The 13,007-nt window shown below is 61.7% G+C and carries 14 protein-coding genes; 8 read left to right on the forward strand and 6 right to left on the reverse strand.

Features of this window, described 5'->3' with window-relative positions:
• Positions 1-3: 3 nt before the first annotated feature.
• Positions 4-1,428, forward strand: coding sequence for a DEAD/DEAH box helicase (locus EN850_RS04705; protein WP_135867747.1), 1,425 nt, complete (start codon positions 4-6; stop codon positions 1,426-1,428).
• Between the two features lie 104 nt (positions 1,429-1,532).
• Here EN850_RS04705 and EN850_RS04710 read toward each other — a convergent pair whose 3' ends face one another.
• Together EN850_RS04710 and EN850_RS04715 are read right to left on the reverse strand one after the other, a co-directional pair.
• Entirely contained in the window at positions 1,533-2,507 is a 975-nt protein-coding gene (locus EN850_RS04710; protein WP_135880303.1) for an alpha/beta fold hydrolase, read from the reverse strand.
• A 92-nt stretch (positions 2,508-2,599) separates the two neighbouring features.
• The gene (locus tag EN850_RS04715) at positions 2,600-3,421 is read right to left on the reverse strand and encodes an SDR family oxidoreductase (RefSeq protein WP_127280474.1); all 822 of its coding nucleotides are present in this window, start codon (positions 3,419-3,421) and stop codon (positions 2,600-2,602) included.
• Between the two features lie 225 nt (positions 3,422-3,646).
• Between EN850_RS04715 and EN850_RS04720 the strand changes: the two genes are divergently transcribed.
• The 6 genes from EN850_RS04720 to EN850_RS04745 all read left to right on the forward strand — a co-directional run bounded on the left by EN850_RS04720 (position 3,647) and on the right by EN850_RS04745 (position 8,206).
• Positions 3,647-4,681 (forward strand): cysteine synthase A, encoded by a 1,035-nt coding sequence (locus EN850_RS04720; RefSeq protein ID WP_136090706.1) that lies wholly within the window; start codon positions 3,647-3,649, stop codon positions 4,679-4,681.
• Entirely contained in the window at positions 4,681-5,424 is a 744-nt protein-coding gene (locus tag EN850_RS04725) for an alanyl-tRNA editing protein (protein WP_135915592.1), read from the forward strand. The genes EN850_RS04720 and EN850_RS04725 overlap by 1 nt, the downstream gene beginning before the upstream one ends.
• 36 nt (positions 5,425-5,460) lie before the next feature.
• Positions 5,461-6,327: a 3-mercaptopyruvate sulfurtransferase gene (gene sseA, locus EN850_RS04730; RefSeq protein WP_135915593.1), complete on the forward strand. Its 867-nt coding sequence runs from the start codon at positions 5,461-5,463 to the stop codon at positions 6,325-6,327.
• Between the two features lie 4 nt (positions 6,328-6,331).
• A complete protein-coding gene (locus tag EN850_RS04735) occupies positions 6,332-6,895 on the forward strand; it encodes a GNAT family N-acetyltransferase (protein ID WP_127280900.1) in 564 nt (187 codons plus the stop codon).
• 98 nt (positions 6,896-6,993) lie between these two features.
• A complete protein-coding gene (locus EN850_RS04740) occupies positions 6,994-7,551 on the forward strand; it encodes an OmpA family protein (RefSeq protein WP_136090707.1) in 558 nt (185 codons plus the stop codon).
• Positions 7,552-7,738: 187 nt separating this feature from the next.
• Entirely contained in the window at positions 7,739-8,206 is a 468-nt protein-coding gene (locus EN850_RS04745; protein WP_136090708.1) for a DUF1203 domain-containing protein, read from the forward strand.
• A gap of 233 nt (positions 8,207-8,439) precedes the next feature.
• On the opposite strand, the gene EN850_RS04750 is transcribed toward EN850_RS04745, so the two are convergent.
• Together EN850_RS04750 and ald are read right to left on the reverse strand one after the other, a co-directional pair.
• Complete coding sequence (locus EN850_RS04750) at positions 8,440-9,744, reverse strand: outer membrane beta-barrel protein (RefSeq protein WP_136090709.1); 1,305 nt, start codon at positions 9,742-9,744, stop codon at positions 8,440-8,442.
• Between the two features lie 215 nt (positions 9,745-9,959).
• Positions 9,960-11,075 carry an alanine dehydrogenase gene (gene ald, locus EN850_RS04755; RefSeq protein ID WP_019858003.1) on the reverse strand — a complete coding sequence of 372 codons (1,116 nt, stop codon included), beginning with the start codon at positions 11,073-11,075 and terminating at the stop codon, positions 9,960-9,962.
• 156 nt (positions 11,076-11,231) lie between these two features.
• On the opposite strand from ald, the gene EN850_RS04760 reads away from it, so the two are divergent.
• Positions 11,232-11,705, forward strand: a complete 474-nt coding sequence (locus EN850_RS04760) for an Lrp/AsnC family transcriptional regulator (RefSeq protein ID WP_015317948.1) — start codon at positions 11,232-11,234, stop codon at positions 11,703-11,705.
• On the opposite strand, the gene EN850_RS04765 is transcribed toward EN850_RS04760, so the two are convergent.
• Both EN850_RS04765 and EN850_RS04770 read right to left on the reverse strand, forming a co-directional pair.
• Entirely contained in the window at positions 11,702-12,124 is a 423-nt protein-coding gene (locus EN850_RS04765; protein ID WP_127280884.1) for a hypothetical protein, read from the reverse strand. The two genes, EN850_RS04760 and EN850_RS04765, sit on opposite strands and share 4 nt — an antisense overlap.
• A 197-nt stretch (positions 12,125-12,321) precedes the next feature.
• Complete coding sequence (locus EN850_RS04770; protein ID WP_136090710.1) at positions 12,322-12,972, reverse strand: 5-formyltetrahydrofolate cyclo-ligase; 651 nt, start codon at positions 12,970-12,972, stop codon at positions 12,322-12,324.
• Between the last annotated feature and the right edge of the window lie 35 nt (positions 12,973-13,007).

Here is a 13,007-nt window from a genome sequence, read left to right on the forward strand (position 1 = left end):
ATTTTGACCAACGAAAACACTTTGCCCGGCAATGAAACCGCGGAACTCTCCGGTTTCGCGGCGCTGGGAATTACGGGTGCGCTGCTCAAGGCAACCCACAATGCCGGCTTCGCCGAACCGAAGCCGATCCAGATGCAGGCGATCCCGCCGCAGCTGCAGGGCCGTGACATTTTCGGCATCGCGCAGACCGGCTCCGGCAAGACCGCGGCCTTCGCGCTGCCGATCCTGTCGAAGATCATCGCGCTCGGCACCAAGCGGCGCGCCAAGACGACCCGTGCGCTGATCCTGGCGCCGACCCGTGAACTCGCCGTGCAGATCGAGGACACGATCAAGATCCTCGCCAAGGGCGCGCATGTCTCGACGGCACTCGTACTGGGTGGCGTCTCGCGCTTCAGCCAGGTGAAGAAGGTTGCTCCCGGCGTCGATATCCTCATCGCCACGCCCGGCCGCTTGACCGACCTCGTGCGCGAGGGCGACCTCATCCTCTCGGACACCAAATGGCTGGTGCTGGATGAGGGCGATCGCATGCTCGACATGGGCTTCATCAATGACGTCAAACGCATCGCCAAGGCGACCGCGCCCGACCGCCAGACGGCCCTGTTCTCGGCCACCATGCCGGACGAGATCGCGGAGCTCGCCAAGGGCCTCTTGAAGAACCCGGTCCGCATTGAAGTTTCGCCGCAAAGCACCGCGGCGGCCGAGATCGTGCAGGGCGTCGTCTTCGCCCGCACCAAGCAGAAGCGCCAGGTTCTGTCGACGATGCTCGCCGACGCGGCGATGAAGTCCGTCATCATCTTTTCGCGCACCAAGCATGGTGCGGACCGGGTGACCAAGGACCTCGAGCGCGACGGCTTCAAGGCCGCCGTCATCCATGGCAACAAGTCGCAGAATGCCCGTCAGAAGGCACTGAATGACTTCCGTGACGGCTCGGTGCGCATTCTGGTCGCGACCGACATCGCCGCGCGCGGCATCGACGTGCCCGGCATCAGCCATGTCGTGAATTTCGACCTGCCGGATGAGGCGGAAAGCTACGTCCACCGTATCGGCCGCACCGGCCGCAACGGCATGGATGGCATCGCGATCACGCTTTGCGATCCTTCGGAGAACAGCAAGCTGCGCCAGGTCGAGCGGATCATCCGCACCAAGCTGCCTGTTGTTGCCGACCATCTCGGCAGCCCCGATCCGGCACGCAATCCGGCTGAGAAGAACGAGCGCTTCGAACCCGCCAACGATCGCAGCGACCGTAACGGCCGTCGCGACGGCCGGCGGCCGGGCGGCGAGAAGAAGCAGAACAACGGCTTCGGCAAGAAGCGCTTCGGCGACAAGCCGGCCTTTGCCGGCGAGCGCAAGCCCGAAGGCGCCAAGCCCTTCAAGGGCAACAACAAGCGCCGCTTCGGCGGCAAGCGTCCGGCAGCGCGGGCTGCTTGATAGGCCTCACGGACGCCTCCAATCCCTGGGGTTGGCTGGTTGACCGGATAACAAAGAAGAGGGCGGCCGAGGCAATGCTTCGGCCGCCCTCTTCTTCTTGAAGCCTATTTCGCCACCGCTTCGATCCAGACGGCAATCCGTTGCGCCAGGAACGCCGTGGTGGATGGCGACAGCGCGTCGCCGGCAATGACATGATTGTCGGGATCGCCGGTGCTTTCCATGGGCACCAGCTCATGCGCGCCGCCCCAGCGCGCGGCGATTTCGCGGGTGCGGTCGGGCCGTACTACCTTGTCGATATCCGAGAAGATGAACAGGGCGGGGATGGTCGCCTTCTCCACAGGCGCACCATAGGCAAGCTCGGTCAGGGCCTGCATCGGCATCGTCGCTGCGATCGGATATCTGGTGGTCCACAATTTCTCATGCAGCGCATTGCGTGGCACGAAGCTGCGCTCCTTGCCGGCGACGAGTTCGGCGATCTGCTTGCCCCAGGGCATGGTCAGGATCTCGGCGCCGGATGCCGTCACGCCGAAATTGGGCGAGATGAATGCAATGGCCGCCACACCCTCGGATGCCCCGGGCTGCGTCGCCGCCCAGGCCGCCAGCGAGCCGCCGGTCGACGTCGAGATGACGATCACCTTGTCGCCGATTGCCCGGCCGATGGCGATCGCCTCCTCATAGTCGTTGATCCAGGCATTGACGCTGCCTTGCGTCATCGCTTCGCCGTCTTGGCCATGACCGGTGAGGCGGGTGTAGAACAGGTTGGCGTCGAGCTGGTCGGCCACGTCGTCAGGTAGCGGGCGCACCTCGCCCTTCGAGGCGGAAAAGCCGTGGATGTAGACGATCGACAGCGGGGTCTTGGCATGCACCATCGGGTTGGCCCAGACGATCTCCTTTTCCAACCCGTCTCGGATATTGGGTACGGTGGCCTCCACTTTTGCCACATAGGCTTGTGGGTCGTCGCCGATGACGGAAGGATCGAAGCGGATCGTGGTGTCGATCGCTACGCGTGGACCCAGTACGAAGGTCAGTGCAAGGATGGCGACCAGGCCCAGCACAGCAAGCACGATCCGTCGCCCCATCGCAGACTCCACGCAACAATATTCAACCTATGGCGGTGGCCATGGACAGGCAACGGCCGTTCAGGCAGCCATGCCAGCAATCCTGTGGGCATCTATTCGTTGGGCGGTTTGCGCTCGTAATGCAGCGGCCGTGCCTTCCAGCTGGTCGTCAGGATGATCACCCATCGGCATAAAGGCCTTGGCAGCATGCCAAGAATTTTCAGCGGCCAGCTCGTCCGGTAAGGGAAGGTCACTTCGAAGCCACCGGACTTGATGCCCCGCACCATGCGGCGGGTCGCGCGGCCGACCGGCATCAGGCCCGGCATCGGCAGCATGTTCTTTTCGGTCAATGGCGTATCGACAAAACCGGGATTTATCACCTGAACGCGGATGTTCATCTTGTCGAAATCATACTTCAGCGACTCGGCCAGGATGTTGATGGCGGCCTTGGTGCCGCCATAGGCGGCCGTGGTCGGCCAGCCAAAATAGGCGGTCACCGAGCCGACCAGAACGACATGGCCGCGCGCGCGCACCCGCATATGCTCGACGACAGGCACCAGCCCATTGATGATGCCGAAATAGTTGACCTCGAAGGAGCGGCGGAAGTCCTTGACGACGAGGGATTCGCCGGGTGTCGAGATGTAATTTCCAGCATTGAATATGGCGAGCACGATCGGTCCGAGGTCCTTCTCGATCGCGGCGACCGTTCTTGCCATGCGCGGCTCGTCGGTGACGTCGCAGGGAAAGGACACGACCTTGCCCGGCATCTGCGCGGTCTCGACGATGAGCGTGTCGATCGGATCGTCGTCCAGCGCTGTCACCGCCACCGCATAGCCTTGTGACGCCAGGTCCCTGGCCAGCGAACGGCCAATGCCGCTGCTGCCGCCCGTGACCCAGGCGACGCCGTGTTTCGGATCGGCCCGATAGAGTGTCATGCTGCGCCCTGCCGAGTTGTTGGTGCTTTGCTCTAGCGGTGAAGAAATCGAATGAAAAGAGTGCTTTTCCACCACAGGTGCAAATGAACTGTGTGATATCGAGCCCGGTCGCGGCAAGGTCGGCACCCGCAGGGCCGGAAATGCGACTGGACCAGACGAATTCTTGCCTTGAAACCGCAGCGTTGGGTTTCTAGGGTTTCGGCGCATGTACACAAGGAATCCTGAATGCCCCGTTCTGTGATCGACGCGATCGGCAACACGCCTCTGATCCGCCTCAACAAAGCTTCCGAGGAAACCGGCTGCGAGATCCTGGGCAAGGCCGAGTTCATGAATCCGGGACAGTCGGTCAAGGATCGCGCCGGCCTGTTCATCATCCGCGACGCCGAACAACGTGGCCTGTTGAAGCCGGGCGGTGTCATCGTCGAGGGGACAGCCGGCAACACCGGCATCGGGCTGACGCTCGTCGCCAAGGCGCTCGGCTACCGCACCGTCATCGTCATCCCGGATACGCAAAGCCAGGAAAAGAAGGATACGATCCGGCTGCTCGGCGCCGAGCTGATCGAAGTGCCGGCCGTGCCCTACAAGAACCCCAACAATTACGTGAAACTGTCGGGACGGCTGGCCGAGCAGATGGCGAGGAGCGAGCCGAACGGCGCCATCTGGGCCAACCAGTTCGACAATGTCGCCAACCGCGATGGCCATATCCGCACCACGGCCGATGAAATCTGGACCCAGACCGGCGGCAAGGTCGACGGTTTTGTCTCGGCGGTGGGTTCGGGTGGAACGCTGGCCGGTGTCGGGCTCGGATTGAAGGCCAAGAGCAAGAACGTCAAGATTGCGCTCGCCGACCCTCTTGGCGCCGCGCTCTACAGTTTCTACACCAGCGGTGAGCTGAAGTCCGAAGGCAGTTCGATCACCGAGGGCATCGGGCAGGGGCGCATCACCGCCAATCTCGAAGGCTTCACGCCTGACTTCTCCTACCAGATCAAGGACGAGGACGCGCTGCCGATCGTCTTCGACCTGATCCAGGAGGAAGGCCTGTGCGTCGGCGGCTCGACCGGCATCAACATTGCCGGCGCGATGCGGCTGGCCAGGGAATTGGGCCCGGGCCACACCATCGTGACCATCCTTTGCGACTACGGCACGCGCTATCAGTCGAAATTGTTCAACCCTGACTTCCTGCGCGACAAGAAGCTGCCGGTGCCGGGCTGGATGGAACTGCAGAGCAAGATCTCGGTGCCGTTCGAAAAGGTTGCGTGATGGCGCACAAGACGGAAGCGCTGTTTCGCGACGATGCCTATCTCAGGACGGCTGACGCCACGGTCGTCGCCATCAATGAGCGCGGCGGTATCATTCTCGACCGGACGATCTTCTACGCAACCTCGGGCGGGCAGCCGGGCGACACTGGTCATATCGAACGTGCCGATGGCAGCCGCATCGCGATCGCCGCCACGATCACCGGCGAGACCAAGGACGAGATCATCCATGTGCCGGCGCCGGAGCTGGCCACGCTGCAGGTCGGTGAGCGCGTGAAGCTGGCGATTGACTGGGAGCGCCGGCACCTGCTGATGCGCATGCACGCTGCCTGCCACCTGCTGACAGTCGTCTGCCCATTCCCGATCACCGGGGCGGCGGTCTCCGAGGACGACAGCCGTGTCGATTTCGACATTCCGGACGCCAGCTTCACCAAGGAAGAGGTGACTGCGGGCATGATGGACCTAGTGCGGGCTGATCATCCCATCTTCACCAGGCTGATCAGCGACGAGGAATTGGGCGCCAATCCCGGCCTGGTAAAATCCAAGAATGTCCGACCTCCTGTTGGCACGGGCAAGATCCGTCTCGTCTGCATCGGTGAGAACGCCTCGGTGGACAGCCAGCCCTGCGGCGGTACCCATGTGAAGAGCACCGGCGAGATCGGCGAAATCCACATCGGCAAGATCGAGAAGAAGGGCCGGGAAAACAGGCGCTTCCGCATCCGCTTCGGCCCGATGCCGGTAAATTGAACAGACAGACACCGTCAAAGAGCGGCAGGAGAAAAGATGGCCGAAGACAGCGCTTTCACCGTCGATGCGGACTGGCTGCAGGAGCGGTTGGGCCAGCCGGGCCTGACGATCGTAGACGCCTCCTGGTATCTGCCGGCGCAAAAACGCGACGCGCGCGCCGAGTATGATGCAGCCCATATTCCAGGCGCCCGTTTCCTGGACCAGGATGCCGTTTCGGACCCCGACGCCGCCTTGCCGCATACGCTCGCATCGCCGCAGCATTTTGCTCAGTATGTCGGCGCGATGGGCGTTTCTGCCGATGACACCATCGTCGTCTATGATGGCCCAGGCTTTTTCTCCGCGCCCCGGGCATGGTGGATGTTCCGCGTCATGGGCGTCTTCCAGACCTATATTCTGGACGGCGGCTTCGATGGCTGGAAGGCGTCCGGCCGGCCGATAACGGCCGAACCGACCAAGATCGCGCCAAGCGTCTTTCATGCCGATTTCGACGCTGGTCGCGTCGTCGGCCTAGCCGACATGCGCCGGATCGTCGATACGGGGGCAAGCCAGATTGCCGACGCGCGTGGGGCAGGGCGCTTTACCGGTTCAGAGCCCGAGCCCCGCGTTGGCATCCGCTCCGGCCACATGCCTGGGGCACGCAATATCCCCTATTCGGCGCTTTCCGAAAACGGCAGGCTGCTGCCGAAGGACCGTTTGCGCAAGGCGATTGAGGACGCCGGCATCGACCTGTCGAAGCCCGTTGTCACATCCTGCGGCTCCGGTGTCACGGCCGCGGTGGTCACGCTGGCACTGGAGACGGTTGGCCACACCGACAACAGGCTTTATGACGGCTCATGGACCGAGTGGGGCGGATTGCCCGATACGCCAGTCGTGACCGGCCCAGCCACTACCGGCAAGGAATGAATTGATGGAAAACGGAGTGCTGCAGGACATTGAAGTCACGGTGACTTTTCTCGAAATGCATGCACCTCCGGCCGCCTCGCCACCGGTGCCCTACAACCGCCAGGTCGCACTGCTGAAGACCAGGGACATCCCCTTGCATTTCTACCGCTACCTGATGGACCGGGTGGGGCGCAAATGGCACTGGGTCAATGTTCTGAGGCTGAATGACGATGAGCTGTCGGCCGGAATCCACCGCGAGGATCGCGACATCAGGGTGCTCTATCTCGACGGCTCGCCGGCAGGCTTCTTCGACCTCAAGCCGCATCTGCCTGAGGAAGTCGAGCTCGCCTATTTCGGCATGATGGAACACGCCACCGGGCAAGGCATCGGCCGCTGGTTCCTTGGCTCGGCGATTGCCGCGGCATGGTCGCATGGGCCGAAAAGGGTGACGGTGCAGACCTGCACGCTCGACCACCCCGCAGCCCTGCCGCTCTACCAGAAGCTTGGTTTCAAGCCGGTCGCGCAGAAGAAGGAAATCGTGCATCCCCTGCCTTTCGCCGAGCGCTCGGCAAGCGTCATGCGGCCGTAACTCCAGCCGGAATCTGAACCTTCCGTTCATCGGCGCTTCAGCCTGTCTTTGGCATGTTGCCCGCATTGCCAATGCGGCCGAGGCCGAAGGAGAAAGACATGCTGACCCGACGTACTCTTGCCGCCGCGCTGATTGCGGCGATTGCCATGCCGAGCCTTGCCGCTGCCCAGGCGACGACGCCCTCGGCCGCGACGATCGAGCGAAAGCTCGAAGCGGCACCCCGGGTCAAGCTGCGGCCGAACGAGCGCGTCACCATCCGTGAATTCAAGCGCCGGCCGGACCTGCGCCGCATGGCGCGCTCGATCGATATCCAGTCGATCAATTTCGCCTTTGGCTCCGCGGCGATTTCCAGTTCGCAGTATAACAAGGTCGATAACATCGCCGATGCGCTGCGCCGCATCCTGCGCCGCGACCCCGGCGCGCGTGTGCTCATCGAGGGTCATACCGACGCTGTCGGATCGTTTCAGTCGAATCAGGTTCCTTCCGAACAGCGCGCCGCTTCGCTGAAGCGCACGCTGGTGCGTGAATTCGGCGTGCCCGGTTATGCATTGGAGACTGTCGGTTACGGCGAGGAATTCCTGCTGGTGCCGACTCAGAGCGAGAACTGGCAGAATCGCCGGGTGACATTGCGCCGCTTCGACGATTTCATCCGCTGAACGCAGGCGCCGATTCAAACTGTTTAGCCGGCTTATATTGTCCCGGCTGGCAATATCGGCGCTTATCCCATTTGATCTCGGGCCCGATTTGCCGACGGCAGGTCGGCCCTCGACTCTTGGCAGGAATCGGGTGGGAAGCATCGAAGGGGAAGCATAATTTCCGCTCAACCACACCGGAGATCATGCGATGACCATCCAGTTCAAAGCTCTGCCGACCGAAGATGTGCGAGCGCTGCAGGGGGGTGGGCCAGACGCCTATGGCAACACGCCCGAGCGCCAGGTTTCCGACGGTGACGGCATGCCTTGCCGGCATTGTTTGAAGAACATCGCCGCCGGCGATGACTACCTCGTCCTGGCCTACCGGCCGTTCCCGCAGCTTCAGCCTTATGCCGAGACGGGCCCCATCTTCCTGCACGCGCAGGAATGCGAACGCGCTGTTGAGGCGGAGATCATTCCCGAGATACTGGAAAGCGCCGACTATATCGTGCGCGGCTACGGCAAGGACGACCGCATTGTCTATGGCAGCGGCGGCGTCATCCCAACCGACGCTATAGTAGCGCGGGCGGAAACCCTGTTTGAGCGTGAAGGCATTGCCTATGTGCATGTCCGCTCGGCGCGCAACAATTGCTACCAATGCCGGATCGAGCGCGCGTGAGGGCCAGGGATTGGCGATAGAAAGCTTCTGTCGCACTGCTGTCGCATGGATGCGCTAGAAAGCCATTGTCGATCGATTGGCCGACCGCGGATGAACCGGCGGCAATCTCGATATCGAGGAAGCGGGGCTTTGGCTCCGCTTTTTTGTTGCCCAGATTTCACCGCGTCATATCTCAAGCAACGAAAAAGCCCGCCGGCAACGCCGGCGGGCTTTTTTAGGTTTGCCTGGAGGGCTTAGTTGAACTTGTACTTCGCGCCGATACGCACGGTATGGAAGGACGACGTAGAGGTAATGGAGTCGTCAGGCAGCCCCACCTCGGATGAGAAATCTTTCTTGGCGAATTGCGAGTAGCGATACTCAACACCCAAGGTAACATTGCTGGATATTGCCGTTTCCAGACCACCACCAACAGAGAAACCGCTGGAGCCCCAATCGAGGATGTCGCCGACCGGGTCCGAAGCGTTCAAGTCGAAATGCTGCCAACTGTAGCCAGCCAGCGCGTAGGCGAGGGTCGATTCATTCATTTTCATGCCGGCGCGGCCAAGCACATCGAAACCGTAGTCGGTATCGACATTGATCGATCCGCCGCCGAGGTCCAGCTTCGAGGTCATGCCGGAATAGCGGGCGTCCACCATGATGCCAGCGACCCAGCTGCCGAAGTCGTGGTCATAGCCGACATTCAGCTCGCCAAGCACGCCTTCACCGCCGAGGCCGTTGAACTTCGCGCCGCCAAGCGGTGGGATTTCGATCTGGTGCACCGACGCACCCGCGCCCAAACCGCCACCGATATAGAAGCCGGACCAGTTATAGGCGGGCGTTTCAAACGAAGTGGCGGCACCGTTCTGCGCCCCGAAGCGATAGCTGGCGGCAACCTGGAATGTGTGCCGCGACGTATCGAGATTGAGAAGGCCATCCGGAGCCCCGATAAGGCCGGCCTCGGAAAGGAGATCGTCCTTGGTGCCGAAGCGTGTATAGCGATACTCGGTCTTGATCGTCCAATTGCTGTTAATGGCCGTTTCGAGACCACCACCGACGAAATATCCGCTCTGGTCCCAATCGAAACCAAAGCCGGCGTTGGAATCAAGCTTGTACTTCTGCCAGGAATAGCCGCCCAGCACGTAGCCCAGCGTGTTCGGGGTAAGCAGATACCCTACGCGCAGACCAGCGTCGAAACCGTATGTCTCCTGGATCGAGGCGTTGAAACCACCGGCGTCGAGCTTGGTTTTGATGTCGCCGGCATGGACGTCCAGCAATCCGCCGAGCAGGAAGCGGGGCGAGACCATGTAGTCGTAGCCAGCGGTAAGTTCGCCGTAAACGCCTTCACCGCCAATGCCATTCAATGACAAGGGAGCAAAATCGCTGCTCAACTTATGGACGTTGGCTCCGGCGCCTACGCCGAAGCCGACATAAACGCCGCTCCAGTTAAAACCGGATGCCTCTACCGGCTGCACGACGTCGGCCGCATGAGCCGCCGACATCAAAGCCACAACAGAAACCGCGCAGAGAAGAATAGATTTCGCAGTAATGCGAACAAACATAGCCCGTACCCCTAATGAATAAACCCGGGGTGTTCCTAGCAGGGAGTCGGCCAATACAGGTATGACAAAAATGCAACAGCGGGAGGCTAAGTGCCCTTACGGCACACGCTTCGATGGATCCCCTGGGAAGCAGGTTTGGAGCATCATTGCCAAAAGAAAAAGCCCGCCGGAGCGAACCGGCGGGCAAAAGTGTAAGTTGACTTTTTCTGGGTGTATCAGGCCGCGAGCACGGCTTTCGGCTCGACCAGTTCGTAGCCGAGCGCTTCGGCGACCGCGCGGTTGGTGATCTTGCCTTTGTGGACGTTGAGGCCGTTGCGCAGATGATGGTCGTCGACCAGCGCCTTCAGGCCCTTGTCGGCGAGCTGCAGGCCGTAATGCAGCGTTGCGTTGTTCAGCGCATGGGCCGAAGTGACCGGCACAGCGCCTGGCATGTTGGCGACGCAGTAGTGGATAACGCCGTCGACTTCGTAAGTCGGCTCGGCGTGGGTGGTCGCATGAGAGGTCTCGAAGCAGCCGCCCTGGTCGATGGCGACATCGACCAGCACCGAGCCCTTCTTCATGCCGGACAGCATTTCACGGGTGACCAGCTTAGGCGCGGCCGCGCCCGGGATGAGCACGGCGCCGACGACGATGTCGGCCGAGAAGCATTCTTCCTCGAGCGCCTCGACGGTCGAATAACGGGTGTGGACCCGGCCGGCGAAGAGGTCGTCGAGCTGGCGCAGACGCGGGATCGAGCGGTCGATGATGGTGACATCGGCGCCAAGGCCGGCGGCCATGCGGGCCGCGTGCAGGCCTACGACGCCGCCGCCGAGCACGGTGACCTTGCCTGGCAGCACGCCGGGCACGCCGCCGAGCAGCACGCCGCGGCCGCCATTGGCCTTCTGCAGCGCCGTGGCGCCAGCCTGGATCGACAGGCGACCCGCGACTTCCGACATCGGCGCCAGCAGCGGCAGCCCGCCACGATCGTCGGTCACGGTTTCATAGGCGATCGCCGTGACGCCCGAAGCGAGCAGGCCCTTGGTCTGCTCCGGATCCGGGGCCAGGTGGAGATAGGTGTACAGGATCTGGCCTTCGCGCAATTGCACCCACTCATTGGGCTGCGGCTCCTTGACCTTGACGATCATGTCCGACTTGGCGAACACGTCGGCGGCGGTCTTGGCGATGGTGGCGCCTGCAGCGCGATAGGCGTTGTCGTCGGCGCCGATACCGGCACCGGCACCAGCCTCGACCAGCACTTCGTGGCCGTGGGCCACATATTCGCGGACCGAACCAGGCGTAAGGCCGACACGGTATTCGTGGTTCTTGATTTCCTTGGGGCAGCCGACGCGCATTTTCTTCTCCTGATCCGGGCCCTTTTGGGCTCACTCCCTGATTGTCGGAGTGAACCATGAATCGGCTCGCAAGTGTTTGCGAATGCGCTTGCGCGAACAGGAGGGTTTCGATAATCGTTGCGTGAAATAGCAGTATATTCGCAGGATTCACGAAGAATGCCGCTCGACAGGATTGATATCGCCATTCTGGAGACATTGCAGAAGGATGGCCGGATGCCGAATGCGGCCCTTGCCGAAAAGGTCGGCCTGTCGCAATCGGCCTGTTCGCGCCGGCTTGATAATCTGGAAAAATCCGGAACCATCCGCGGCTACCACGCCCGGTTGTCCAATGCGGCCCTTGGCCATCAGATGACGGCGATCGTCCACATATCCCTCTCCGGCCAGTTCGAGAAGACGCTGTCGGATTTCGAGGCGGCGATCAAACGCTGTCCGAACGTGCTGTCCTGCCACCTGATGTCGGGCGAGTACGACTATATCCTGCGGATCGCGGCCAAGGATCTCGTCGACTACGAGCGCATCCACAAGGAATGGCTGTCGGCGATGCCGCATGTAACGAAGATCAATTCGTCCTTCGCCTTACGTGAAATCGTCGACCGGACGGCCATGGGGCTAAAGCCGGAAATGGCTTAACGCCAAAGGCACACCCGGACGTCCTTCCCAATATAGCATGCGCCTTCGCGGTGAAGGTCTTCCCAACGTTCATCACCGTGAGTCGCGCGAATGTCCGAGTTACCATAGCCGTCCCAAATATCGCCGTCCTTGTAGACGGCGGCCCAGTAATCCTCGGACATTTCACCAGCCCCACTATGCGTGTCAGGATAGTCGATACCCGCGAAAACTTGCCGGGGTCCCTGGATATTGAAATCGCCGCCCTTCTCGATTTGATAGGAGCATTTTCCGGATATGCGGGTCTGACCGTCAACAACAAGCAGGCAACGGCCCCATTTGTAACCGCTCGGCAAACGATGTCGTTGCGCGAGCGCGGGCGAAAAGGAAACAGCGATTGCAACGGCAGCCGCCATGGTACGCCCGATCATCTTGTCACCCATCGTGAAGCAGCCACTCTGAGGAGCGACCGGACAGTGTTGGTTCCCCCGGGGCGCATGTCTAGGCAATCCTCCGCGGCACCGTGCTTTGAAAATCAGATTATTTATCGACCAAGTCGGATTTTTGTCACGTGACATTTGCGCTGCTTCCGCGCGGGGTAACCAGAAATCCGACCGGTCTCATTGGACCAAACAGGCTCTTACGCCTCCGTCACGATCCGATCCATCGGGATGTCGTGAGGTTGCGGATAGATGGTCGCGATGCGCTGCAATTCGTAGCCAACGCCGATGACCAGCGGCTTGAACGGCATGGCGGCCAGCGTGCGGTCGAAGAAGCCGCCGCCATAGCCCAGCCGATAGCTTGCCGGATCGATGCCGACAATGGGCGAGATGACGATGTCCGGCAATACCGGATCGCCTTCGGCGGGGATCGGGATGTTCCAGACGCCTTTTTCCAACCGGTCGCCCGGTTTGTAGGCGCGGAAGATCAACGGTTGACCCTTTTCGACGACGATGGGCAGCGCCGTGCGGCCACCGCGTTCGTTGATAGACGCCATCCATGGCCGCAAATCCGGCTCGCCCCGAAACGGCCAGTAAAGGCTGACCATCCGGCCCGCTATGTCACCGATGATCGTGTCGAGGCCTTCTGCGATGCGCTGCGACATTGCGGTTCGGGCATCGGCGGAAACGGCAAGGCGCGCTGCGATCAGGCGTTCACGCTCGGCCTTTCGCCAGCGTCTCACGTCGGTCCAGTCGCTGAGTGGTGCCTGGAACGCGGGATCGAGTTCATGCATGAAGCAGGGCGGTGAAGAATACTGCGCCGGTCCTTCGTCCTCATGATCGTTGGTCATGCCTCACCTCATCTCGTGTTCGATGACGCTATACC

This window comes from Mesorhizobium sp. M8A.F.Ca.ET.207.01.1.1 (assembly GCF_004794715.1).
Taxonomy (GTDB): Bacteria; Pseudomonadota; Alphaproteobacteria; order Rhizobiales; family Rhizobiaceae; genus Mesorhizobium.